Source organism: Vibrio sp. 1457 (genome assembly GCF_033340195.1).
In the GTDB taxonomy this organism is placed as follows: Bacteria; Pseudomonadota; Gammaproteobacteria; order Enterobacterales; family Vibrionaceae; genus Vibrio; species Vibrio alginolyticus.
Genome location: NZ_JAWOWA010000007.1, coordinates 14,273 through 38,095, shown reverse-complemented (window position 1 = coordinate 38,095; position 23,823 = coordinate 14,273). Strand labels below are relative to the sequence as shown.

At 47.3% G+C, this 23,823-nt stretch carries 21 protein-coding genes; 9 read left to right on the top strand and 12 right to left on the bottom strand.

Translation table 11 applies throughout. From position 1 onward, the window contains the following. Positions 1-17: 17 nt before the first annotated feature. Positions 18-1,082 (bottom strand): L-asparaginase 2, encoded by a 1,065-nt coding sequence (gene ansB, locus R7Z41_RS09325; RefSeq protein ID WP_225477505.1) that lies wholly within the window; start codon positions 1,080-1,082, stop codon positions 18-20. A 370-nt stretch (positions 1,083-1,452) separates the two neighbouring features. After that, positions 1,453-2,709 carry an adenylosuccinate synthase gene (locus R7Z41_RS09320; RefSeq protein WP_054574549.1) on the bottom strand — a complete coding sequence of 419 codons (1,257 nt, stop codon included), beginning with the start codon at positions 2,707-2,709 and terminating at the stop codon, positions 1,453-1,455. A gap of 105 nt (positions 2,710-2,814) precedes the next feature. Between R7Z41_RS09320 and R7Z41_RS09315 the strand changes: the two genes are divergently transcribed. The 3 genes from R7Z41_RS09315 (at position 2,815) to R7Z41_RS09305 (ending at position 4,788) form a co-directional block, all read left to right on the top strand. Then, positions 2,815-3,684, top strand: coding sequence for a LysR family transcriptional regulator (locus R7Z41_RS09315; RefSeq protein WP_005373812.1), 870 nt, complete (start codon positions 2,815-2,817; stop codon positions 3,682-3,684). 19 nt (positions 3,685-3,703) lie between these two features. Then, positions 3,704-4,096: a ribosome recycling factor family protein gene (locus R7Z41_RS09310; RefSeq protein WP_225477503.1), complete on the top strand. Its 393-nt coding sequence runs from the start codon at positions 3,704-3,706 to the stop codon at positions 4,094-4,096. A gap of 77 nt (positions 4,097-4,173) precedes the next feature. Further along, the gene (locus R7Z41_RS09305) at positions 4,174-4,788 is read left to right on the top strand and encodes a LysE family translocator (RefSeq protein WP_017633575.1); all 615 of its coding nucleotides are present in this window, start codon (positions 4,174-4,176) and stop codon (positions 4,786-4,788) included. 92 nt (positions 4,789-4,880) lie between these two features. On the opposite strand, the gene R7Z41_RS09300 is transcribed toward R7Z41_RS09305, so the two are convergent. The 6 genes from R7Z41_RS09300 to doeA form a co-directional block, all read right to left on the bottom strand. Continuing rightward, complete coding sequence (locus R7Z41_RS09300; RefSeq protein WP_053307193.1) at positions 4,881-5,402, bottom strand: DUF2058 domain-containing protein; 522 nt, start codon at positions 5,400-5,402, stop codon at positions 4,881-4,883. 172 nt (positions 5,403-5,574) lie between these two features. Beyond that, complete coding sequence (locus R7Z41_RS09295) at positions 5,575-6,978, bottom strand: aspartate aminotransferase family protein (protein WP_017819816.1); 1,404 nt, start codon at positions 6,976-6,978, stop codon at positions 5,575-5,577. Between the two features lie 41 nt (positions 6,979-7,019). Then, the gene (locus R7Z41_RS09290) at positions 7,020-8,540 is read right to left on the bottom strand and encodes an NAD-dependent succinate-semialdehyde dehydrogenase (protein ID WP_054702559.1); all 1,521 of its coding nucleotides are present in this window, start codon (positions 8,538-8,540) and stop codon (positions 7,020-7,022) included. A 155-nt stretch (positions 8,541-8,695) separates the two neighbouring features. Then, positions 8,696-9,175, bottom strand: coding sequence for an Lrp/AsnC family transcriptional regulator (locus tag R7Z41_RS09285; RefSeq protein ID WP_005387046.1), 480 nt, complete (start codon positions 9,173-9,175; stop codon positions 8,696-8,698). 123 nt (positions 9,176-9,298) lie between these two features. Next, a complete protein-coding gene (gene doeB, locus R7Z41_RS09280) occupies positions 9,299-10,306 on the bottom strand; it encodes a N(2)-acetyl-L-2,4-diaminobutanoate deacetylase DoeB (RefSeq protein ID WP_017819818.1) in 1,008 nt (335 codons plus the stop codon). A 54-nt stretch (positions 10,307-10,360) separates the two neighbouring features. Beyond that, on the bottom strand, positions 10,361-11,548 hold the full coding sequence (gene doeA, locus R7Z41_RS09275; protein WP_005373780.1) for an ectoine hydrolase DoeA: 1,188 nt from the start codon (positions 11,546-11,548) through the stop codon (positions 10,361-10,363). A 271-nt stretch (positions 11,549-11,819) separates the two neighbouring features. Between doeA and R7Z41_RS09270 the strand changes: the two genes are divergently transcribed. Beyond that, on the top strand, positions 11,820-13,253 hold the full coding sequence (locus R7Z41_RS09270) for a PLP-dependent aminotransferase family protein (RefSeq protein WP_158159468.1): 1,434 nt from the start codon (positions 11,820-11,822) through the stop codon (positions 13,251-13,253). 20 nt (positions 13,254-13,273) lie between these two features. Here R7Z41_RS09270 and R7Z41_RS09265 read toward each other — a convergent pair whose 3' ends face one another. Next, positions 13,274-14,296, bottom strand: coding sequence for a helix-turn-helix domain-containing protein (locus tag R7Z41_RS09265; protein ID WP_222716433.1), 1,023 nt, complete (start codon positions 14,294-14,296; stop codon positions 13,274-13,276). Positions 14,297-14,427: 131 nt separating this feature from the next. On the opposite strand from R7Z41_RS09265, the gene R7Z41_RS09260 reads away from it, so the two are divergent. From R7Z41_RS09260 to R7Z41_RS09250, 3 genes are read left to right on the top strand one after another with little or no spacing between them, the layout of a single operon-like run. Then, on the top strand, positions 14,428-15,189 hold the full coding sequence (locus tag R7Z41_RS09260; RefSeq protein WP_225477501.1) for an SDR family NAD(P)-dependent oxidoreductase: 762 nt from the start codon (positions 14,428-14,430) through the stop codon (positions 15,187-15,189). A 40-nt stretch (positions 15,190-15,229) separates the two neighbouring features. Continuing rightward, positions 15,230-15,742: a 2,4'-dihydroxyacetophenone dioxygenase family protein gene (locus R7Z41_RS09255; protein ID WP_023585584.1), complete on the top strand. Its 513-nt coding sequence runs from the start codon at positions 15,230-15,232 to the stop codon at positions 15,740-15,742. A 4-nt stretch (positions 15,743-15,746) separates the two neighbouring features. Continuing rightward, a complete protein-coding gene (locus tag R7Z41_RS09250; RefSeq protein ID WP_318136352.1) occupies positions 15,747-16,805 on the top strand; it encodes a zinc-binding dehydrogenase in 1,059 nt (352 codons plus the stop codon). Positions 16,806-16,887: 82 nt separating this feature from the next. On the opposite strand, the gene R7Z41_RS09245 is transcribed toward R7Z41_RS09250, so the two are convergent. Further along, positions 16,888-18,012, bottom strand: coding sequence for an alkene reductase (locus R7Z41_RS09245; protein WP_225477499.1), 1,125 nt, complete (start codon positions 18,010-18,012; stop codon positions 16,888-16,890). Positions 18,013-18,022: 10 nt separating this feature from the next. Continuing rightward, positions 18,023-18,652 (bottom strand): glutaredoxin 2, encoded by a 630-nt coding sequence (gene grxB, locus R7Z41_RS09240; protein WP_225477497.1) that lies wholly within the window; start codon positions 18,650-18,652, stop codon positions 18,023-18,025. Between the two features lie 198 nt (positions 18,653-18,850). Here grxB and R7Z41_RS09235 point away from each other — a divergent pair, with 198 nt between their 5' ends. Beyond that, complete coding sequence (locus tag R7Z41_RS09235; RefSeq protein ID WP_318136351.1) at positions 18,851-19,750, top strand: LysR family transcriptional regulator; 900 nt, start codon at positions 18,851-18,853, stop codon at positions 19,748-19,750. On the opposite strand, the gene R7Z41_RS09230 is transcribed toward R7Z41_RS09235, so the two are convergent. Next, complete coding sequence (locus R7Z41_RS09230) at positions 19,739-20,650, bottom strand: LysR family transcriptional regulator (RefSeq protein WP_225477493.1); 912 nt, start codon at positions 20,648-20,650, stop codon at positions 19,739-19,741. The genes R7Z41_RS09235 and R7Z41_RS09230 overlap by 12 nt on opposite strands. A 220-nt stretch (positions 20,651-20,870) precedes the next feature. Here R7Z41_RS09230 and R7Z41_RS09225 point away from each other — a divergent pair, with 220 nt between their 5' ends. Further along, positions 20,871-23,750, top strand: a complete 2,880-nt coding sequence (locus tag R7Z41_RS09225; RefSeq protein ID WP_225477491.1) for an amylo-alpha-1,6-glucosidase — start codon at positions 20,871-20,873, stop codon at positions 23,748-23,750. Positions 23,751-23,823: the final 73 nt, after the last annotated feature.

The following is a 23,823-nucleotide window of genomic DNA, read 5'->3' as shown; positions in this document are numbered from 1 at the left end:
ATGAGCCTTAGACAGAATTAATAGTATTGGAACATCTTTTGGATGTCTTGATAGTTTTTCGTCTGAGTCAGTGACAGCATCAGTAAGATACGTGCTTTTTGTGGGTTCAATGTACCTGCGGCAACAAAGCCATATTTGTCGTCATCAATTTCAGCATCCAAAGTCGTTGAGCCGCTAGGCGTTCGGGAGCTTCTTACAACAACAACGCCATCTTTACTCGCTTTCTCTAGCTCATCAAACACAGTGTGGTACAAGTTACCATTACCGACACCAGCACTTACGATGCCGTCAAACTTCGCATCCACAAAGGCTTTCACTGGCAAATTGGAGGCATTTGCATAGTTATAAACAATACCGACCTTAGGCAACTTAGTAAGCTTTGATACATCGAATGGGGTTTCTGTCGTATGTTTACGCTCTGGGCTTCGTTGATATTTGGCATCGCTATTATGAATGTAGCCGATAGCACCAAAGTTGGGTGACTGGAAAGTGCTGACGGAGGTTGTATTGGTTTTTGTCACATCTCGCGCATCGAAAATCGTGTCATTCATTGCGACTAGCACGCCACGTCCTTCTGAATCTTCATCGGTGGCTGTTACGACTGCATTGTATAAGTTGACTGGTCCATCAGCACTCATTGCGGTGGAAGGACGCATTGCACCAACGATCACGACAGGCTTTGTGCTCTTGACGGTCAGATCAAGGAAGTAAGCGGTTTCCTCTAACGTATCCGTACCATGAGTAATGACGATGCCGTCAACATCATCTTGAGCGAGTAGCTCATTAACTCTTTTCGATAATTTTAGCCACACTTCATCATTCATATCTTGTGAACCGATACTGACCACTTGCTCTCCAGAAATATCGGCAATCTTGGTCATACTCGGCACCGCAGAAATCAATGATTCAACGCCGACTTTACCTGCTGTGTAGTTTGACTCGGTTGCAGATTGACCTGCGCCTGCAATGGTGCCGCCAGTGGCAAGAATTTTAATGTTCGGAAGATCGGATTGCGCGAAAGACAAAGAACTAAGGCACAAACCAAGGGTTATCGTACTGAGGCGGAAAAGATTTTTCGTCATGGGAATCACCTGCTGTTAGGTTGGATGTTGGGGAACTCATCTATCCTAAAAACAGCGGGTTAGATTTTTTGAGTACTAGTTCAACAAATTGCAGATGAAGATCGTGATCAACTAATCACTTAAAGAATATCAAATCAACCAGTTAACCTAATTGACGTGCTTCTTTAACAAGTGAGATGTGCTAGTAACGTGCACAACGTGTTAAGCCCTATAATTTATTGATTTATAAATAAAGGAGGTAGGAGTCTCGTGATGAGGTTACTAAACATGAATTTAGCCGTGCAATTTTTCAAAGTTTACAGTGTAAAAAAAAGCGGCTTTACCCCGGAACAGATAAAAGCCGCTTGCCAATGATGTGTTAATTCACATCTTATCGCATAATCATTTGTTCACGACCAGGACCCACAGACACCATTTTTACTGGTACGCCCATGAGTTCCTCAATGCGTAGAACGTATTTCTGTGCTGCTACTGGAAGCTCTTCAAACTTACGACAACCTGTGATGTCCTCGCTCCAGCTTTCCATCTTCTCGTAGATTGGCGCAAGAGAGGCAGTTTGAGGCCAGATTGGGTTTTCGCTGTGGTCGCCTTCGTAGCCAACACAGATTTTCAGATCGTTAAGGCCAGTCAAACAGTCTACTTTCGTTAGTGCAATTTCAGTTGCGGCTTGCAGTTCAACGCCATTTTTCGTAGCGACTGCGTCGAAGTAGCCCATGTCGCGTGGACGACCCGTAGTTGCACCGAACTCGCCAGCAAGTTCGCGGAAAGCGTCTTGCTCTTCCATTGCAGTGATCAACGTACCAGTACCCACTGATGAGCTGAAGGCTTTTGCAACCGCAATAACGCGTTCAGGACGAAGTGCCGGAAGGCCACTACCGATACCCGCGTACATTGATACAACGTTAGAAGATGTTGTCCAAGGGTACTCACCGTAAACAAGGTCACGACCCGCGCCAAGCTGCGCTTCGAACAATAGAGTTTTGTCTTTCGCTTGTAGTTCTTTTAGAGGAAGCGTTACGTTGCAAATTGAATTGCGCCAAGGTGCAGAGACTTCTAGCAGCCAGTTCGCCAGTTCTTCAGCGGTTTGTTCAAACTCGAACGTCGGGTAAAGTGCACGCAGTTGCGGCAGTTTCCAATCCATCATGAATTGAAGGCGCTCAACCAATACTTCTGGTTGCTTTAACCAACCAACTAGGATGCCTTTCTTCATTACGCGGTCACCGTACGCAGGTGCAATACCTTGACGAGTTGAACCGTATGCTTTGTCGCCTAAACGTTGTTCTTCTAGCGTATCTTCTAGTGCGTGTAGAGGTAGACACAGTGTTGCGCGATCAGAGATGCACATATTCACTTTTACGCCCGCTTCTTCAACTTCCGCAATCTCCTGAGACAGCAACGCAGGGCTGATAACCATACCCGGACCTAACACTGCCAAACAGTCTGGGTTGAATACGCCACTTGGTAGCTGGTGCAGCTTAAACGTACCTAGATCGTTAACCACGGTGTGACCCGCGTTGTTACCACCTTGGAAACGAATGCTCGCAGAAGCTTGCTCTGCCAAAAAGTCAACGATGCGGCCTTTGCCTTCATCACCCCAGTTTGCACCCACAACAACGATAGACGACATAATTTAATCTCCAAAAACAGATGCAAAAATCTTAAGGTGTTCGCCATAATAAGAGAAATTAATTATACTCATTAACTTGATAAGAATTTCATATCGGAATTGGCAATGTTAGATTTGAACTGGCTGCGAACCTTCGTAACTCTTGCAGAGGTAAAACACTTTGGTAAAACAGCGACGGAACTGCACATGACGCAGCCGAACGTAAGTTTGCATATCAAGCAGTTGGAGCAAGCCACGCGCACGAAATTGATTGAGCGAAATCCCGTGCAGTTGACGCAAGCGGGGAAGCGTTTGTTAGCTACGGCGCAGCGGATGCTTAATGAGCTGCAAATTTGTCAGTCGGATCTCAATGCCATCAACGATCTTACGCAGGGGACGCTTTCTATTGCGGCGAGCGATATTGTTTCACGTTTACTGCTTATCAAACCATTTCAGCAATTCAAAAGTGAATATCCGGGGATCGACTTGGCATTGTTCAATACCACATCTTCTCAAGCGGTGGATTTGGTGAAAAGTGCGCGTGCCGATATCGGCTTTGTTATCGCACAAAAAGAGAGTCAACCGCTGCATTTTACGCCTCTCACGCAAATTCACTGGTGTGCGTTTGGCGATAACATTTTTGAGTGGCAAGACAATCGAAAAGAGAGCCAGACGCTGATCCTGCTAGGGCACGATACTCGAACCCGAGAGCTGATTGATGCGTCTTTACCTGAACTAAATCTGCCTAAGCATCGCGTGATGGAAGTGGGCAGTGTGGAAGCACAAATCGACTGGGCGGAAGCGGGGTTTGGGACTGCTATTGTGCCGGATTTTTCGCTCGATCCGAGATTAAAGCTTTCTCGAGAAGTTACGCCTTTGCCAAGTTTTCCAAACACTGATTTCGGCTACATCGTGCGTCAAAATCAGGTGTTATCCAAAGCGGCAAAACAGTTGTTGGCTTGGGTTGGCGAGAATGTGTCGGTGGTTGAGGGCTAAGGCGATGAAAGAAAAGGCCATGAAAGAGACGAAGATTACGATTTCGCTCCCATCCTTGATTCACCGTATTGGGGGCGACCATGCCAAGCGAGCGAAAACACTCGCAGCAGAAAAACAGTGCGATCTTAAGCGAATTAGACGATCTCGTCATTGGCAAATCTCAGGCGAGGCTTTGGATGTAAAAGCGTTTTTAGGGCATCTCAAAAACGAAGAAGCAGAGACGATGCGATTTGCGATCAACAAGATCGAACAAGCTCTACTTGCTCACCAAGACAAATTGGAACCTTTGGACGTGAAGTTGATACGTTTGGTGAGACAAAACCCAAACATCACCTTAGCGGAGCTGATGGCTGAAACGAACTGCACGTTAGTTCAAGCTCGCACGGCACGATTTGATGCTGAGTTGCTTTAAGATCGGTTTGTGGTTTACTCACTTTATTAACAGATGTTAGGGTACCGATCAAAATCACTCACTAAGACCATTTTATTATGGATATTTGGCAGCTTCTCCTTTTTATCCCTGCTTGCTTTGCTCTAAATATGGCTCCAGGCCCAAACAATTTATTGGCAATGAATAATGCTCGTTGTTACGGCTTTAGGGCCGCGTTTACGGCCAGTTTAGGCAGAATTGCTGCTTTTTCAGCGATGATTGCGTTGTCTGCATCAGGTCTGGCTGTGATTTTGTATACGTCAGAAATGCTATTTTTGGCAATAAAGCTGGTAGGGGCGCTGTATCTACTGTGGATTGCGTTCAACCTTTGGCGTTCAGAGTCCAGCCCGATCTCTGACTTGGACAATTCGCGCAATTACGCAGGACTTGCGAAGCAAGAATTTACGCTTGCTGCTGGCAACCCGAAAGCGATACTTATTTTTACTGCATTCTTGCCGCAATTTGTTGATGCCAATGCCAACGTTCAAGAGCAGTTTTTTGCCCTTGGCTCCACGTTTTTGATATTAGAAATGGTCGCCATTTCAATCTATGCCATCTTTGGTTTGTACTTGAGACACTGGTTTTCAAATCCAAAAATGGCGAAACGTTTCAATCGCGGATGTTCGTTGTTTTTAGCAGCATCAGGTGCGAATTTGCTACTAAGTAAGCAATAACAACACATCATCTCTGTAGATTATTTTTCTATAAAAAGAGCCGCTGATGTTACATCAGCGGCTCTTTTCGTTGATGCATCGATTATTTATTGTTACCACATCAAATCGTCAGGCACGACGAAATCTGCGTATGGATCGTCTTCTGCTGGAATGTCAGATTCTGCTTCTTTCTGTTCGATGATGACGGACTCATCACGTTGAGCAATTTTATTCGCTACTCCACGTGGAATGACAACATAGCTTTCACCAACAATTGCGATTGCCAAAATACCTTTGATCAACTGCTCGCGGATAAGTGAATCTACATAAAGTGATTTCACTAGCGTACCGTGAGTGAAGTTGTATTTGATGTCGCCATCTTTTAAGTCGATCTTGTTCATCTCAATCAATTGATTGATCTGCGCTTTGATCTCTTTATTTAATCGCTCAGCATTTTGTTGCTCGCTCAATTGTTTATCACGCTCTAACTGTTGGCGTTTATTCTCTTCAACCGCCGCTTTTACTTCGCGTGCTTGAACGCGTGATTTTTTTGAGCCTTTCTTCGCTTTCTTTAGTTTCTTTTCATTAACTAAGCCAGCTTTCAGCATTTGTTCTTGAAGGGTAAGTTTTGCCATGTTTCATCCAGTTAGTGCGCAATTTTGGGCATTTTACCCACTATTGCCACTTGTAGTAAATAATAGTGCTTTCTATGGGTCTAAAATGTTTGGTTGGCTTGTTGTCTCTTTAATGGAAAGTGCAAAGCGGGCCTTCTCCAAAGCCCGCGAGCATTACTGAAATCTAGGTGGGTTATGGCTGCCACTGTTTAGATGTGACGAGGTTATCCATCACTTTGTTTACCGCTTGATGCGCTTTGTCGACAATGGTGTCTATATCGTTACGGTTCGCGATAAGCGGTGGAGCAAAACCGAGGATGTCACCATGTGGCATGGCGCGAGCGATTAAGCCTTGCTCTAAACAGGCTGCCGCGATTTGCGGGCCTACTTTCAAGTTTGGATCAAAGTGTGCTCTGCGGAGCTTGTCTGAAGAAAACTCCAACGCATGCAACAAGCCAACGCCACGAGTATCACCGACTAATGGATGATCGTTAAACGTCTCCGCCATACGTTGCTGCAAGTAAGCGCCGACTTCGGCCGCGTTTTGCACTAAGCCTTCACGTTCAATGATATCGAGGTTGCAGTTCGCGGCTGCCGCCCCCATTGGGTGACCAGAGTAGGTATAACCGTGTCCGATAGCGCCCCATTGGTCGGTGCCGTTTTCTAGCACACTCCAAACTCGTTCACCGACGATCACGCCAGACAGCGGTTGATACGCTGAGGTTAACCCTTTCGCTACCGTGATGAGATCTGGTTTCATGTCGTAGTGGAGTGAGCCAAAATCGGAGCCGAGGCGACCAAAGCCACACACCACTTCATCCGCAATCAAGAGCACATCGTATTTGTCGAGTACTTTGCGAATCGCCTGCCAGTACCCTGCTGGTGGTGGCACAATACCGCCAGTACCGAGCACTGGTTCCGCAATCATTGCTGCTACCGTTTCTGGGCCTTCTTCCAAGATCATCGCTTCGAGTTGATCTGCGCAATATTGAGAGAATTCAAGCTCAGACATACTCTCGTCTTCACGGCGATAATAATATGGCGCGATGGTGTGTTTGATACGCTCAAGTGGTAAATCAAAATGGGCGTGGAACAACGGTAAACCTGTCAGTGAACCGGACGCGATACTTGAACCATGGTAGCCGCGGTCACGCGAAATGATTTTTTTCTTCTCTGGTAGACCACGAGCATTGTTGTAATACCACACCAACTTAAGTTGAGTTTCGTTCGCGTCGCTGCCTGACATGCCGTAGTAAACTTTGCTCATGCCTTCAGGCGCCATTTTGATGATGCGATCTGACAGTGTCACGAGCGCTTCGTTCGTATGGCCGACGTAAGTGTGGTAGTACGCCAGTTCTTTGGCTTGTTCATAAATCGCATCGGCCATTTCAGTCCTGCCATAGCCAATGTTCACACAATACAACCCGGCAAAGCCGTCTATCAGCTCGATGCCTTCTGAATCGGTGATGCGTATTCCGCTTCCGCTCGAGATAATTCTTCCCGGAAGCTCCCCGGCCGCATACTGCTTCAGGTGGGTTGAGGCATGAAATACTCTCTGACGATCGATCTCTAAAAGTTGTTGGGTTTTGTTACTCATGATCCTTCTCCTCGAATAATTGGATATCCATATTTCGTGTCTCAACTGCCACTGACGGTTGGTAAAGCGCCTAAGCAGCAGTATTTGATTTCGCTGTATTCTTCAAATCCGTGACGGCTTCCTTCTCGTCCAAGACCAGACTGTTTCACGCCGCCGAATGGGATAGGGTGCCCTGTCATTTTGACGGAGTTCACGCTCACCATGCCAAACTCCAAACCGCGCATGCAGTGCCAAATTTGGTGAATATCGTGACCATAAACATAGGCAGCTAAGCCGTACTCAGTGTCGTTGCTCATTTCAATCACGGTATCTAAGTCTTGGTAAGGCAATACGCCTGCCACAGGACAAAAATTCTCTTCGCGATACACCGCCATTTCAGGGGTTACATCGGCTAGCAATGTCGGCGCGAAGAAGTTTTCGCCTGGTACGGGCTGGTGGTATCCCGCTACCAATCGCGCGCCTTTGTCGAGCGCGTCACGCACCAAATCATGCGCTTTATCCACCGCAGTGCGATTAATAAGCGGTCCCATGGTGGTTTTTTCGTCTAAGCCATTGCCCAAAACGATGTGGCTCATTTCTTTGGCAAACGCTTCCAAAAACGCTTCGTACTTATCGTCAGGGACGAAAATACGGTTTGCGGCCAAGCAGTCTTGTCCTGCGGTTTGAAACTTCGCATCCACGGCGGCTTTGGCTGCTTGCTCGACATCCATATCTGGCAGCACGATGAAAGGGGCGTTACCACCGAGCTCCATACTGCACTTCTTCACGGTTTGTGCCGCGTCGCGTAGCAATAGTTTGCCTACTCGAGTTGAGCCTGTGAACGAGAGCGCTTTGACTTTATCGGAGTGACACAAGGCTTGTGACACCATCACCGCATCGCCAGTGATCACGTTAAAGACACCAGGTGGAAAGCCAGCTCGGTCTGCTAACTCTGCCAACGCTAATGCAGAAAAAGGCGTTTCACTGGCGGGCTTAATGAGCACCGGACAGCCTATTGCTAGTGCGGCAGCGGCTTTGCGTGTGATCATGGCATTAGGAAAGTTCCATGGCGTAATCAGTGCTGCGACACCAATTGGCTCGCGCACCGTTGATAGCTGCGCATTCGGAATATGACTTGGGATGGTTTCGCCATAACAGCGGCGTGCTTCTTCGGCAAACCAACGAACAAAGGATGCGCCGTAGTCAATCTCACCTACAGCATCACCTAGTGTTTTTCCTTGCTCCATCACCATCAAATGAGCAAGGTCTTGCTTTGATTCTAGAATCAGGTCGTGCCAACGCATGAGAATTTCAGCGCGCTCTTCTGCTTGCATTTTTCGCCATTGACGAAAGGCTTGGTCGGCTTCATCAATCGCTTGATAGAGTTGTTGCTGAGATAGCTTAGTGATGTAACCGATGACCGTGCCATCTGCTGGATTATCCACCGGATGAAATTGATCACCACTTACCCATTTGCCATTCACGTACGCTAAACCTCTCACCAAACGTACGTCTTTCATTATCGCCATCATGTCGTGTGAGGCTTTTAATTCTTCAGTGTGTAAGCTGTGCAGTGCTGCCATGAGTCCTTCTCCCAGCATCGTTGTCCATAATGAAACTGTAATGGAGAAGTGACCGAAATAATTTCTGATACCGAGGTTTAAAACGTCAGAACTTTCTTTTTAGTGCAGTTAAATATGGTGTTTTTTCTGTTCACGCCTGATACGCATTTTCCCTTTTATAACAAAGCGTTTTGGTTTACTTCGAATGTGCCCGCATCACGTTTGATTGTTTTTGTCACAATGTAAGTAAAGTAGCGCTCAATGCCCACATCCGAGTCTAACCAGTTGTCGATAAGCCGCTGATATTGGTCGATATCTTCTGACTGAATTTTAAGGATGTAATCGATACCACCGCCCGTGGCATAGCAATCAGTGACTTCTGGTGAATGTTGAACCAGTTGCTCGAAGCGTTTGAACGCTTGGGCGTTGTGTTCTTTGAGCGTAACTTCAACCATAACCGACGTTCGTTTGAACAAAATATCGGTATTTACTTTTGCTCCGTAACCTTCAATGATGCCTGCTTCTTCCAGTTTTTTGACGCGCTCCCAGCAAGGGCTCACGGATAGGTTGATGGCCTCGGCAAGGTGAGATTTGGTGATACGACCATTATCATGAAGTATTTGTAGAATTTTTACGTCGTAGCGATCGAGGCGCATTATGAGTCTCCCTGTTGAATACTAATCATTTCATAAAGGCTGATGACTGGTCGCTGTTATAAGGTGCTTTCCAGTTTGCTTCTGGTATGCCATTTGTTTTGATTTCTTTAGTTGGCTTTTCAATCAGCCTATCTCGCCGCAGTCTTCGGCTATAACTGCGATAGTGTCACCGATATTCACCATAGCAGGAAAACGACGTGCCGCGAAAATACCATTGCGCTGTGACTTGTACTCAACGGGGGCGGTACCTGTGCGCTCGGTCGAGAAGATTCTCACTAATACATCTCCCTTTTTGACGGTATCGCCAAGATCAAATAAGTATTCTGTGATGCCGTGGTGCTGGCTTTGCACATAACAACTTGCATCAGGCATATCTAATAACTTAGTTGGTTGGGTTGGTTGTTCGTAGTCACCGGGCAAGTTGCCTGAGAAGCGCAAGAAGTTGCGAATGCCACGGTCGGAACAAGCGATGGTTTCTGGAGTGCTGGTTCCGCCTCCTCTTAGTTCGGTGGTAACAAAGATTTTTCCCTGAGACTCCACGGCAGTGTCATACAGGCTGGTGGCGTCCATTTCGAGCAAGATCATGGTGTAAGGTGCGCCAAACAGTTTTGCACCTAATATGCAGGCTTCTTCTTGATCGAGATTGTCGAGACGATGGGCAGCGGCGAACGGCACGATATCTAACGTTTTACCACCTGAGTGAATGTCTAACGCAAAATCGCACTTAGGAACTAGGTAACGAGTAAAATAATCCGCAATTTTCTCGGTCACTGTGCCTATGGGGTTGCCGGGAAAGCTGCGATTTAAATTCCCTTTATCGATAAACGACGTACGTGAGGCATTTTGTACCGCAGGTAAGTTCATCATGGGTACAATAATGACACGACCTTGGATTTGATCTGCCTGAAGCGAGTTCGTCAATTTTAGCAGGCTGGTGATGCCTTCGTATTCGTCTCCGTGATTACCGCCAGTAAGCAGTGCGGTTGGTCCGTGACCATTTTTGATCACGGTGATAGGTATCATAATACTGCCCCAAGCGGAGTCGTCATGTGAATAGGGCAGCGTTAAAAAGCCGTGCTGTACACCTTCTCGGTCAAAGTCTATGGTGGCTGTGATCGAGCTTTTTTGCATATCAAGTCCTTTTAGTTCTCAGATCTAGCTCAACAGAGCTTGAGGTTTGAAAAATTAGTGTTTAACAAATAAGTGGCGTGGAAAGTCACACAGCGTTTTTGCTCCATCATGGGTAATGACGATACTTTCCGTTGTTTCTAACCCCCAATCTTTGAACCACAGCCCCGGCATAAAATGGAATGTCATGCCTTCTCTCAAGATGGTTTTATCGGTGTCTCGCAAACTCATGGTTCGTTCCCCCCAATCTGGCGGGTAGCTCAAACCTATTGGATAGCCACAACGGGCGCCTTCGCGTGAGAATCCCGCTTTATCGAGAACCTGGTTTAGTGCATTGGCGATGTCGGCGCAGGTATTTCCGGGCTTTGCCACTTTTAGGCCTGCTTCAAGTCCTAAAGTTAGGGCTTCGTCGGCTCGTTTGAACTTGTCGTCAGGCTCGCCAAGAAAAATAGTGCGTGAGAGTGGGCAATGGTAACGGCGGTGCGCCCCTGCGATTTCAAAAAACGTCCCTTCGCCTTTCTTGAAGGGTCTGTCATCCCAAGTCAGGTGAGGTGCGGAAGCATCAGAACCTGATGGCAAAAGCGGCACAATCGCGGTGTAATCGCCAAAGTGGTCTTCATGCCCGAGCACGGCTTGGCGGTTAATCTCGGCAACAAGGTGGTGTTTCGGTAATCCTGGTTCAATCATGTCGAACGCGACACGGTGCATATTTTCAACAATGCGAGCGGCACGGTACATGTACGCCAGTTCTTGATCGGATTTAACGGCGCGGCACCAGTTGACTAGTCCAGTTGCATCGAGAAGTTGAGCATTCGGTAGGTGCGTAGTGAGTGATTCGTAAGCGGTGGCGCTAAAGTAATAGTTATCTTTTTCTACACCGATGCGACCACGATCCCAAAGGCGCGGAGCCAGTACGGCTTCGACCAGGAAATCCATCGGGTGTAGCGGCGGATTCATTACATAATGGTCTGGATAGTAGGTGATGTTTTCTGCCGACATATACGCAGTCCTGTATGCTCCGTTGGCATCTTGGCAGCGTCCAAACCAAACTGGCTCATCAGATGGACCAACAACGACACATTGTGGCACGTAAAAAGACCACCCATCATAGCCTGTCAGCCACGCCATGTTAGAAGGGTCATGAATGATAAGGACATCCAATTCTCTTTCTTCCATCGATTGCCGAACTTTCGTTAACCGATCCTGGAACTCATCCAGTGTAAAATGCAAAGCAACGCCTCTCATATTTTCTCCTTGTTAGAAATCCGACGCCTTATGGGCCTTCGGAGACGCTGAGGTATTTCTACCTTCTACCAGCTAGCCAGATCTGCGTTAAAAATGATTGCAATTTACCTCTGGGGTTGTATTTGGATTGAACGATGCTGTTTAACATGTTTGTTTAACCCATACATTTCATGTCAATCATTACAATTGTGGTTTATTTTTGTGCATTTCACCTCGTTTTGTGAGTTAAAGTTCGCCATTTGTTAAATGGAAGTTACAATGAGCATTAAAAATGAATCAATTAAAATATTGTGTCATGACAATTTCTTTGAACCCGATCATTCGGCCAGGCACCGCTAAATACATCTCCATTGGTAACTATCTTGTCGAATGTGTCCGCAGTGGTTATCTAAAACCGGGAACTCGATTACCCACACATCGTGAGTTTGCAGAGCAAATTGGCGTCAGCGTACAAACGGTGAGCCATGCATATGGTTATGCAGAGAAAAAAGGGGCGATCGAGTCTTGGGTTGGGAATGGTACTTTTGTCAAATCAGGTTTTGTGGATGAAAGTACGGACACGGAGTTCATGCTGACACAAGAGATGAAAGAAACGCCGGATGAAATTGATATGTCGATTGCACATCCAGTGGTGACCGATCGCCACATTACGCTTTTTAATCAGGCGTTAATGGAGATTGCTGGGCAAACAAACAATCGTGGTTTGATCAGTAAAGCAAAGCCGGTAACAGGTCAGCCTCATCATATTGAGTCAGGAGTACGATTTCTAAGTAGCCAAGGGCTGGATGTGGGTGCCGATCAAATATTACTCACAAATGGTGCATGCCATGGTTTAACGTTGGCTTTAAGCACAGTTGTTGAACACGGTGATTTAGTTGCTTGTGGTCACTTGGTTGATCATGGCTTGATCTCTCGCTCGAGAATGCTTGGATTTAAGTTGCAACCACTTGAAATGGATGAGTTTGGTATAACGCCGGATGCATTTGAATGGGCATGTAAACACAAACCAATCAAGGTATTGTGTTGCACACCGAGCATGGCTAACCCGACTAGTGCGCATATGGATGTTGCACGCCGAGAGGCGATAGCGAATATTGCGCAGCAATACGACATCTATGTCATTGAAGATGACGTGTATGGAGCACTAGAACCTAACCGTGTCCCACTCCTTGCCACATTGTTACCCGAACAAGCTTTCTATGTCACCAGTTTAACCAAAGTTGTAGCGCCAGGCATGCGCACTGGCTATCTGACGGTCCCACGTCATTTTCTGCAGCACGCGATTGGTCGTTTAGCGGCTACGAGTTGGTCTGCGACTCCATTACCATTTGAAGTCGCTCATTTGTGGATCGAAAACGGTACGTTAAATCGACTTATTCGCTTTCAAGTCAATGAGTTTGCTAAGCGACAGCGAATAGCAAAAGCCGCTTTAGAAGGGCATGTTTATAGCTCGCACCCGAATGGACAGCATATTTGGTTGAGACTACCCGAGCAGTGGAATAGCGATGACCTGGTTGCTTCGGCTAAGCGTTCAGGGGTGCAGATCACGGGATACAAACCGTTTGTTCTCGATACTAATCAGCCAATGCCTTACGTGCGAATCAGTTTGGGAGCAGAAACAAACCGAGGCTACATCAAACACGGGTTATCTGTGATTGCTGAAATTCTCGATACCAACCCTCCCACCTCACACTTTTTAGTTTGAGCGATAGGTTATTTATGCTTTTATCTGATGGGCTTAAACGTTTGTAACTGAGTTTTTTCTTGTCGCCGTTGCCTTGGCGATTTTCCCGTCCAGCGACGAAAGTGGCGGCTGAAGACCGCAGTTTCTGCATAGCCCAGTTGCAACGCGATATCGGTAATACTCTGAATATTCTCATGCAATCGCTGTTCGGCGAAATCCTGACGCACTTGTTGTAAAAGCTGCCGATAATTTGTGCCCTGTTGTTTCAGCTTGTTTTGCAGCATTCTCGGATGCAGATCCAATGCTCTTGCAACGCGCTCAACGCTGCATTCTCCGGTTGAGAGCAGACGGCCAATCATGTTTGCTGCTTGGTCACTGAGATTGTTGGGGTAACGGGTTTGCAGCTCTTTGAGGTGCTGTTGAAAATGGCGCTCTAGTGCGTCTTCATCTTGGTGGTTCTTAGCGTTAAGCAGAGTCGCTTTAAGTAGGATACCGTCAAACTTATCACCGAAACGCAGTTTGTTCTGCTGGGCAAACTTGCTTTTTTCTACTTCCAATGTTGCGTGTTGAGTCAAATGTAGCGCGAAGTGACTTGCTTCAATATCAAGTAAGCTCGCAACAAACATCGCCAGATGCGACACACTGAGCTGCATCAACTGCGCGATACCTCGTTCGCTGTGCACATCAATATTGAGCGACAACCGTACCCAATCATCTTGTGGCGTCATGTTGAGAGTTACCCCTGACGAATGTAGATAGAGAAAATCATTCACCCGCGCCAAGGCATCACCAACCGTTTCCGCGCGAGAAACCAGCATTGGTAAGTCCCCCAAGCTTTGTAGGTTTTGACGCTCAGCGAGTAACGCACCAAACAACGGTTGCTGACAACGAGCAGCCGCTTCCTCCAGCAATTCAGCCAGCCTAGGGTAGGCGAGATACGTATCGGGATTGCGAAACTGCGCCGCAGACAGCCCGACGGCAGCCATAATCTCAACCGGATTCTGCCCCAGTTCGGAAACCAAGCTATCAAATTTATCGGCAGCGCCACTTCGTACGATATACATGTCTCGATTTTTAAATGTTAACAGGTTGTAAATCGCAATGTGTCAAATTTACTTCGCAAAAGGTCAAGTGAGTGTCAGTGAGTTGATCTAGGTTACATTTTGATAACAAAAACGCATGAATGAGAAGGTGTATGGAACTTATCAATAAAACGGCCATCGTGACTGGCGCTGCGGGTGGAATTGGGCAAGCTATTATTGCAAAGCTAAGAGAGCAAGGAGCCAAAGTGCTTGCTGTCGATATTTCAGAGCAATCACTGCAAATGTACGCAAGTTTTGGCCCTAAGCAGTTGGAAACCTTTGTTGCGGACGTCACCGATTACCAACAAGTCGAAGCCATGGTGAAGTACGCGGTCGAACAGTTTGGCTCGCTTGACATCATGGTCAACAACGCGGGCATCGGTGCACCGAAACCTCTGCTTGACCACGACCCAATTGCCGATTTTGAGCCGATCTCTAAGGTCAACCAAAATGGCGTTTACTACGGCATTCTTGCCTCTGGAAGACAATTCCAAGCGCAAGGCACGCCGGGCGTGATCCTCAATACTTCTTCTGTTTACGCACGAATGGCGTCTGAGATGACCTTTACCTACAACGTCAGTAAAGCCGCAGTCGATATGATGACCAAATGCGCCGCATTAGAACTCGCACCATTGGGTATTCGTGTTTGCGCTGTCGCTCCGGGACGCGTTGATACTCCGATGTTAAGGCAATACGAAGAGATTGGCCTGTGGGACCACATCCGCAAAGAACAGATGCGTCAAAACTTCACACAACCAGAAGAGATTGCTGATGTGGTGGCGTTTCTGGTCAGCGAGAAAGCCAACTGTATCAACGGTTGTACCATCAGCGCATCTGACGGTTTCGAGAATTTTAAGTACCCACTTATGGGATAGGCGAGTACGCCACATTACAGCAATAGCGAGGATGTAAGTTATGTCATTACCAGAAGTTATTCAGCACCAAGATTTCTTATTAACTCTTAATACTAATGAAGAGTCGATCATCGAAGACGCGTTACCGGGTGTGGATGTTTACCCGTTGTTTCTTGATCCAGAAAACGGGACTTGGGTGGTTCGCGCCAAATTCAAACCGGGTATCACTCTGCCTAAGCACTACCACACTGGTGTGGTGCATTTCTATACCCTGAGTGGCGCTTGGCACTACATCGAGTATCCGGACCAAGTCCAAACCGCTGGCAGCTACTTATATGAGCCGGGCGGTTCAATTCATACCTTCCACTGCCCTGAAAGCTCAGGCGGTGCCGACGGATTTATGGTGATCCAAGGTGCCAACATTAACTTTGACGAAGAAGGTAACTTCATCAACATCATGGATGCAGGTTGGATTGAGCAAGTTGTTATTGCAACAGCGAAAGCACAAGGCTTTACCGCGCGTTACATCAAACCGGGTGCGATTGCTGGCCTAAGCGATGAGCTAGCGGAGTAACCCCATGCAACAGATGAACAGTATCGTAATGCAAGATGGTAGTGTCCGCCTGAAGCAAGTCGAAATCCCTAAACCTGCAGCGGGACAAGTGTTGGTTCGCAGCCTTGCCTGTGGCATTTGTGGCTCCGACCTTCACATTACTCGACACGCGGATGAGGTATTTGATGTATTCCACCAGCTCGGGTTGATGCCTGATGAAGCCGGTGAGCACGCTCAAGTGATGTTGGGGCATGAGTTCTGTGCGGAAATTATCGAATACGGTGCCGATACGCAGCAAACGTTGTCCGTTGGTAGCCGAGTCACCTCAGTGCCGATGTTGCTCAGCCAAAATGGCGCGGGCGTTGGTGTTACTCCGGGTACTTATGGCGCTTACTCTGAGTACTTCCTGCTTGATGAAGCGTTATTGCTACCTGTGCCAGACGGAATGCCATCTGAGGCGGCGGCACTGACTGAACCACTGGCGGTCGGTTTGCACGCGGTCAATCGCAGTGAAATCGAGACGGAAGAAACAGCGCTGGTTGTCGGTTGCGGTCCTATAGGGCTGGCGGTGATTGCTGCACTGAAACAACGTGGCGTCAGCAATATTCTTGCGGTCAATCTTCAGGAAGAAAAGCTGCAACTTGCCAGCGAGTTTGGCGCAAATCGATTGATCAACCCGACCAAGGAAGACGAGATCGCCGTTGGTGAGCAGTACGCGATGAACTCACGTCTGGTCATTTATGAGTGTGTGGGCAAGCATACCTTGATTGACGATTTTATGCGCCGCGCCCCTGCCCGAGCGCGAATCGTCATCTCGGGTATCCATACGACACCCGCAATCATTAACTACGCGTACGCGACGGTAAAAGAGCTCGACTTGAGATTCTCTTACTACTACCAACCGCACGAGTTTGAGCAATGCCTACAAGCGATTGCCGAACACAAGTTGCCTTGGCAGAAAATGCTCACCGCCAAAGTGGGAATCGACGGTGTCGAAGACGCGTTTAGACAGTTAATGACGCCAAATGACCACATCAAAGTCGTTATCGAACCTTGGCGCTGCGGCGCGTTAGAAGTGATTTAACTCTTAGCCAGATTAAGCTAGCTAAAACCAATTTTAGTTTGGTGACAGCCCCAACCGTAGCTGCTAGGTTGGGGCTTTTTTGTTAGGCCTGTTCTGCGCATTCCTGTTGCAGAGCAGGGTAATCGGTGTAGCCTCGTTCGTTTCCGCCAAACAACGTTGAGCCATCGAGTTCTGCCAACGGATGGTGATGTTGCAAGCGAGAGACTAAGTCTGGGTTTGCTACGAATGGCCGTCCGAATGCGACAAGATCCGCGTAGCCTTTCTCTAATACTTCGTTTGCTCGTTGAGGATCGTAGCGACCTGCGACAATGATAGCGTTGCGAAAGCGCTTTCTAAGTTCGATTCGGAACGTCTCTGGAATCGTTGGGGCATCGGCCCAATCAGCCTCGGACAAGTGCAAGTAGGCGATGTCACGATCCTGCAGTTGTTTTGATGCTTCCAAGATTGTTGGCACGATATCTGGGCAGTCCATATCTTTAAACGTAATAAATGGTGCCAATCTCACTCCAACTCGATGCGCACCAACAGCGGCGATAACTGCCTCCACTACTTCGATAAGAAAACGGATACGATTTTCTCGTGAACCGCCGTAGTTGTCTGTTCGATGGTTTGAGTTGGTTCTTAAGAACTGATCGATCAGATACCCATTCCCGCCGTGGATTTCTACACCATCAAAACCCGATTCAATGGCGCGTTTGGCTGCGTTCGCGAAATCACCGACAACTCGGTTGATATCTGCTTGTGTCATGGCGCGAGGCTCAACACAATCGACCATATTGCCGTTGCCTTGTTCATCTGCAATCCAAACTTGCGTCTCTACCGGAGCGAGCGCAGATGGCGCGATAGGCTGTTCACCATTTTGGAATGTTGGGTGAGACACTCTGCCCACATGCCATAGCTGACAAAACATCGCTGCGCCTTGTGATTTGACCGCTTGGGTCACACCTTGCCAGCCCGCCACTTGCGCATCGGTGTAAACGCCAGGGGTGAACGAATAGCCTTGAGAATCGTCCGAAATTTGCGTGGCTTCGGAAATGATCAGTCCGGCAGAAGCGCGCTGTTGATAATACGTTGCCATCATCTCATTCGGGATGTTGCCCGGCTGAGTGGTGCGTGCGCGAGTCATTGGTGCCATGACAATACGGTTTTGTAGTGACAACGATTTCAGTTGAGCTGGCTCAAACAGCTTATTTGTTCTTTGTTGCATGTTGCGCTCCTTAGATAAGTACAGGCACGTTGGTCGCTTTACGAGCGGTTGCCATCCAGTGAAGTACGGCTGGATCCCATTGCACTTCGGGCGCACTGAAAAAGCCGCGTAGAATGGAAAACATAATGGCTTGATCAACCAGTGACGTTTGCTTTTCTGAACTTAGGTTGAGCAAGGGTTTGGTTTGTTCTATCAAAGCGGCGACTTCTTTCGCAATCGCAGGTGTATCGTTAATCAAGGCTTCAAAATTTAACGCTTCGGTTTCTTTTTTTGCACGCCATGCTTGTTTAGCGGTTTCTGTTGCAAATTCCGGTAACGTCATGTTTGACCAACGCGGATACCCGACTTTTTGTAGCGGTAAAAACGCTTGTTTTTGCCAGTCTAAAACCAGTGTCGAGGGTTGGCTGTTTTCGCTGGAAGATGCCAATTCAAGGAAGTAGTTGATGATGTCTAAGCTTTCCGCCATGGCTTCACCATCGTCTTTGATCAAAAGAGGAACTTGTTTTGCGCCGATGATGTTTGTGGTGGTGCTCTCGTCGTCATAAGCAATGTTGATGACGTCGAGCTGAATATTCAGTATGCCTGCAACAAAACGGACGCGGGCGCTAAAGGGGCAATGTTCATAAATGTACAGTTTCATGTTTTGTTTCCTATCTCTGGCTGGACAGGGCGTGTTGTTGTGCGTTGTACAGCGTTACGGCGTTTAACTTTGCCCTGTCACATAACGCTCTGGGTCTAAACAATGTCGATAGGGCCAGTATATGGATTCGACTTAATTTGATAATTGGGTAATATCTGAATTGATTATTCAGTTTTTCTAAACAATAAGGGCGCGAAGATGGATAAGTTTTCGGATATGACGTTGTTTGTCAGCATCGTTAAACATCAAGGTCTGGCAGCGGCGGGAAGGGAGCTAGGTTTATCTCCGGCGACGGTAACGGCAAGGCTGCAAGCGATAGAAGAACGCTATGGCGTAAAGCTGCTCAACCGAAGTACCCGCCATGTATCACTCACGGACGCCGGGGCAATGTACCATCAAGCTTGTCTGAACATCATTGATAGCGTGAAAGAGACGGAAAACTTGCTGCAAACGGGTATTTCGCAAGTGCGCGGAACGTTGAAAATTTCAGCTCCACGAGATATTGGCAAACAAATTATTTCGCCGATGGTGTCGGCTTTTTCTGAGCAATATCCGGATGTGACGCCTTATCTTTACCTTAATGACAATTTATCGAACTTGGCTGAATCGGGGCTCGATTTAGTGATTCGTTACGGTGAGTTAGCGGACAGTAATCTCATTTCGCGCAAGCTAGCATCGAGTCAACGTGTGCTGTGCGCGTCACCTGATTATTTGTCGAAGCAAGGTGTCCCAAACTGTCCTCAAGATCTCGCGGACCATCGCTGCTTAGCCATGGTGCGCAGCAATGAAGAATTAAAAACGTGGCACTTTAAAGATGAAGAGTCTCACCAAACGATCACGGTCACGCCAAAGCGCTTTTCTGATGATGGTGAAGTGATTCGACAATGGGCGTTGGAGGGGGCGGGGATTGCGTTGAAATCGATTTTAGATATTCAGCAAGACCTCAAACAGCAACGTTTAGTAACGGTTTTGGATGGGTATATGAAAAACTTCAGCGCCTTTTCGCAAGGCGCTGAAGCGGATCTACATGTCATTTATCAAAGCCGCCAATATCAACCGAAAAGAGTTCGCCTGTTTTTGGACTTTCTAGTTGAGTAATTTAGCGCGCTGAGTGATGCCAGCAATCAGATCTAGATGCGATTCAGAGGTTTCTCGGCGGTGGCGATAAATCCCGACGGTGCCAGGGTTTGGTTCGTTTTCCATGGTTAAGCATCGTAAGCCAAAGGATTCCAAATACGGTTTGAGGTGGCCGGTATAAGACATCACCGCGACGCTTTCTTTCAGTACATCAATACTGGCGAGCAGAGAATCCACTTCGTAAGTCGGTCTGTCATCCAGTTGCTGCCTTTCGCGTTCATTTTGTTTCGGGATTGGGTTATCGATGACGTGAGCGAATTTCTTAGCGTCATAAGTGACCGAAAGAGCAGGGTATTCGTGCAGCATCTCTTCGGTGACGGCTTTACCTAGCAGTGGATGGTTTGGGGAAACAAAATAGGCATCAACCGTTTGAAATAACGGAATAAACGTAACATCGCATTTAGACGACAAGCCGACAATCTCGTGGCCGATGAAAAATTCAATCTGTTCGTTGATTAATGAATCCATCAAGCCTAAGTGGTTGCCAAATTCGACGTGTGTAGATGCCGATGGCTGCTTGGTCAGATGTTCATTGAGTGCTTGTTTGACGAACAGCGGCCACCACGCATCGCCAGTACCCATTTTAATTTTTCCGACTTGATACTGTTTCCGTTCATCAATGCTTTGCATCATTTGGTTGTATTCATGCTGCATCGCGTTGCTATGGCGATAGAGGATGCGTCCGTATTCGGTCAACACCATGCCATTAGGATGACGTTCAAACAGCGTCACGCCGAGATTCTCTTCCAGCTTCTTTAAATTGCTTGTTACCGTTGGCTGGCTTAACCCTGCCATTCTTGCCGCAGCGCTGATGCTTTGGCAGCGTGCAACCAGTAAAAATTGCTGCAGAGATTTGTCCATTTTCTTTCCCCTCTAAGAACGAGGGGTATTTTGCACAATTTCATTTATAAATCACAAATCTGTAATCTCATTTGATTGAAATTATGCGCATTTCATAGATCTACATCACTGTTGGGGTCTGACGTATAGATGTTATCTATAGCTCGCTCCTGACTTCCTATTTTCCCCTCAAAAAGGTGTTCTTTAGACTGTCGCCAAAACAACAATCTAAGGGATGAACATGAAACCGAGTTTTATTGCGCTTGCTGTCGCGTCTTGTATTGGTCTTGCTGGATGTGGGTCTGATTCCTCTGATGCGCCTGTGCCGGTCGACAAACCAATTATTTCAGCCGACTTATATTTACGTGGTTTAAATGGGGATTGGGGCACGGCAGAGCATGCCAAGCTAAACTATTTGGGTAATAACGAGTACGAAACCGTACTGCGCGTCGCTCGAGGTAGCAATCAGTTCAAGATTGCTGATCCGGGTTGGCAGATCCAATACACCTATTTTGAGGAGCCCGCGGCGTTCGATAAAGCTCAGGAGTACCTGCCAAAACCAGACACGAATGAAGCGTGTATGAACGATGATTGCAACTCTGAGATCACGTTTGAAGACAAAGGGTATTACAAGTTTTCTGTGAGCTTTGCCGATGAAAGTCGCGCGACAATGACTGTGACGAAAGCAACGCAAGAAGAAGCGGAAAAATACTACTCTGATGCGATTCTCGACCCTGCAATGGTGCATGAAGGGCATCAGAGCAGAGAAGTGAAACTGTTCGCCAATTACGATGACTCGAGTGATACCGTGATTTTCTCGGTGAAAGATCCTAAAGCTGAACTGCGTGAATTTGGTATTTCAACGACGACAGAATTGCGTGATGCGCTCGACCAAGGCTTAGTGATTAATGAGCAAGCAGGGCCGCGAGTGGTGTCGGATGATGTCGCGTTTGACGCGTTGTTTGCGTTGACGATGAAAGAGCTAGACCAGCTTGCTGTTTCTGAAATCAAAGACGGCAATTACAACTACAACAACCCAATCAAAGCGGAAGTTTTTGAGACGGGCGCGAAGTGGCATTACGTGTGGACGCGTGATTTGGCGTACGCAGCAGACCTTTCGCTTGCATTGATGAATCCAACTCGGGTGCAAAATGGTTTGAATTTCAAATTGTCTGCTTTCCGCGACACGACCGATCAGCAATACGATGGCGAGCAGATTGTGCAAGACACGGGCACTGGCGGCAGTTGGCCAATCAGTACCGACCGCACGACTTGGGCGCTTGGTGCAGAACGCTTACTTTCGGCATTGAATGGGGAAGAGTACAACCAGTTTGCCGAGCGCGCATATAACGCTATCAGTAATACACTTGAAGCCGATCGCCTGGCGGCTTTTGATGCGAAATCCGGTTTATACACTGGTGAGCAATCATTCCTCGACTGGCGTGAGCAAACTTACTCAACGTGGACGCCAAACGATGTCAATGCGATTGGTAGCAGCAAAGCGTTATCGACAAACGTGGTTCACTACCGCGCGATTCAGCTCGCGGCTAAGTTGGCAGAGAAGTACGATTCAACCAACGCGGTCAAATACACCGAGTGGGCTGAGCAGTTAAAAACCGCTATCAACGAGCAGTTTTGGAATGCCGAACGCGGTATGTACGTAAGCTATTTGTTTGACAATGGCAAAGACATCGCGGTCGACAAATACGATATGTTGGGCGAAGCGTTGGCGATCATCAGTGGCGTGGCAAGTGATGCGCAGGCGAAACAAATCATGGCCAATTACCCACACAGTGAGTTTGGCGTGCCGGTTTACTTCCCTCAACAACCGGACGTGCCTGTGTACCATAATCGCGCAATTTGGCCATTTGTTACCGCGTACAGCTTGCGCGCCGCGCATCAAACACAAAATGTGGCAGCAGCGAACAATGCCATTCAATCGTTGGTTCGTGGTACGGCAACTAATTTATCCAACATGGAAAACTTAGAGTGGCTTTCTGGTAAGTCATTCATCATCCATAGTGATCATGGTGAAGATCCAAGCATGGATGGCCCAGTTATTAACTCTCAGCGTCAGCTTTGGTCTGTGGGTGGCTACTTGAACATGGTGGTAGAGACCCTATTCGGCATCCATACCGAAACGGGCAAGTTGGAAGTGAAGCCGTTTATCACAAGTTGGGTGCGCAATAACTTGTTGGCTCAGTCTGAACAAATCACGTTGGAAAACTTTGCCTTCAAAGGAAAGAACTACTCGGTAACGATTGACTTGCCTGAAGTAAGCAAAGATGAAACAGGTTACTACCCAGTTGAAAATGTCACGATGGACGAAGAGGGGCATTTCCACGTGACATTGGGCGCGCTTGTGAATGTAGATAGCAGCATTACTTTAGTTTCTGGTGTGAAACCGTACGCAAGTGAAGATAGTCGCGTATATTCTCCGCAAGAGCCAACATTGGTGGTAAAAAGCGTTGATAATTCGGTTTCGATTGACGTGACGAGTAAGTACAACGTGAACTTGTATCGCAATGGCGAGCTGATTCAAAAGAACGTGATTGCTCAATCTTATTCCGATACGCCAACAGGTTTTGCTTGTTATTTGGCTGAAAGCATTAACGATAAAGGCTTCCGTTCTAACCCAAGCCAACCTGTTTGTGTCGGTGAAGAGATCCGCATCAAACTTGATAGCGAATATCAGCCACTCAAAGACAATGTCTCAGTGGTTACGGTGAGTAAAGACAGTGGCATCGTAAAAGGTGCAGAGTCGTTTACAGCCCCTGTAACGGGCACTTACCAGTTCAATGCTTGGTACAACAATAACCTAGGGCAACTTAATACTGGCATCACGAACACCGTGAAATTGTTAGAGGTATTGGATGATGCAGGTAAAGTGGTTGGTCAAGGTTACTTGCAGATGGGCCATATTGGTGAAAACCAAGGTATGCGTTACTCAACGCCAATTGAGGTGACGTTGGAGCAGGGAAAAACCTATCAGGTCGCGCTGAAGGACCACTTCAATATGAGTTACCTCAAATCGAATGAAACCTACATCTACGCAGGTGGTATTGAGGGTGAAAAGAACGAAGCGCAAATCGCAGATATTCGAATCACACCTTTAATGTAGGCTGTTTTAACAAAGCTGTGTTCTAAAAACTGTGTTCTAAGAAAGACAAAGCCGCTGAGATTATCAGCGGCTT

Excerpts from the sequence above, each read along its gene's own strand:
- ansB (WP_225477505.1), bottom strand. The coding sequence starts at position 1,082 with ATGACGAAAAATCTTTTCCGCCTCAGTACGATAACCCTTGGTTTGTGC.
- R7Z41_RS09320 (WP_054574549.1), bottom strand. The coding sequence starts at position 2,709 with ATGTCGTCTATCGTTGTTGTGGGTGCAAACTGGGGTGATGAAGGCAAA.
- R7Z41_RS09315 (WP_005373812.1), top strand. The coding sequence starts at position 2,815 with ATGTTAGATTTGAACTGGCTGCGAACCTTCGTAACTCTTGCAGAGGTA.
- R7Z41_RS09310 (WP_225477503.1), top strand. The coding sequence starts at position 3,704 with ATGAAAGAGACGAAGATTACGATTTCGCTCCCATCCTTGATTCACCGT.
- R7Z41_RS09305 (WP_017633575.1), top strand. The coding sequence starts at position 4,174 with ATGGATATTTGGCAGCTTCTCCTTTTTATCCCTGCTTGCTTTGCTCTA.
- R7Z41_RS09300 (WP_053307193.1), bottom strand. The coding sequence starts at position 5,402 with ATGGCAAAACTTACCCTTCAAGAACAAATGCTGAAAGCTGGCTTAGTT.
- R7Z41_RS09295 (WP_017819816.1), bottom strand. The coding sequence starts at position 6,978 with ATGAGTAACAAAACCCAACAACTTTTAGAGATCGATCGTCAGAGAGTA.
- R7Z41_RS09290 (WP_054702559.1), bottom strand. The coding sequence starts at position 8,540 with ATGGCAGCACTGCACAGCTTACACACTGAAGAATTAAAAGCCTCACAC.
- R7Z41_RS09285 (WP_005387046.1), bottom strand. The coding sequence starts at position 9,175 with ATGCGCCTCGATCGCTACGACGTAAAAATTCTACAAATACTTCATGAT.
- doeB (WP_017819818.1), bottom strand. The coding sequence starts at position 10,306 with ATGCAAAAAAGCTCGATCACAGCCACCATAGACTTTGACCGAGAAGGT.
- doeA (WP_005373780.1), bottom strand. The coding sequence starts at position 11,548 with ATGAGAGGCGTTGCTTTGCATTTTACACTGGATGAGTTCCAGGATCGG.
- R7Z41_RS09270 (WP_158159468.1), top strand. The coding sequence starts at position 11,820 with ATGAATCAATTAAAATATTGTGTCATGACAATTTCTTTGAACCCGATC.
- R7Z41_RS09265 (WP_222716433.1), bottom strand. The coding sequence starts at position 14,296 with ATGTATATCGTACGAAGTGGCGCTGCCGATAAATTTGATAGCTTGGTT.
- R7Z41_RS09260 (WP_225477501.1), top strand. The coding sequence starts at position 14,428 with ATGGAACTTATCAATAAAACGGCCATCGTGACTGGCGCTGCGGGTGGA.
- R7Z41_RS09255 (WP_023585584.1), top strand. The coding sequence starts at position 15,230 with ATGTCATTACCAGAAGTTATTCAGCACCAAGATTTCTTATTAACTCTT.
- R7Z41_RS09250 (WP_318136352.1), top strand. The coding sequence starts at position 15,747 with ATGCAACAGATGAACAGTATCGTAATGCAAGATGGTAGTGTCCGCCTG.
- R7Z41_RS09245 (WP_225477499.1), bottom strand. The coding sequence starts at position 18,012 with ATGCAACAAAGAACAAATAAGCTGTTTGAGCCAGCTCAACTGAAATCG.
- grxB (WP_225477497.1), bottom strand. The coding sequence starts at position 18,652 with ATGAAACTGTACATTTATGAACATTGCCCCTTTAGCGCCCGCGTCCGT.
- R7Z41_RS09235 (WP_318136351.1), top strand. The coding sequence starts at position 18,851 with ATGGATAAGTTTTCGGATATGACGTTGTTTGTCAGCATCGTTAAACAT.
- R7Z41_RS09230 (WP_225477493.1), bottom strand. The coding sequence starts at position 20,650 with ATGGACAAATCTCTGCAGCAATTTTTACTGGTTGCACGCTGCCAAAGC.
- R7Z41_RS09225 (WP_225477491.1), top strand. The coding sequence starts at position 20,871 with ATGAAACCGAGTTTTATTGCGCTTGCTGTCGCGTCTTGTATTGGTCTT.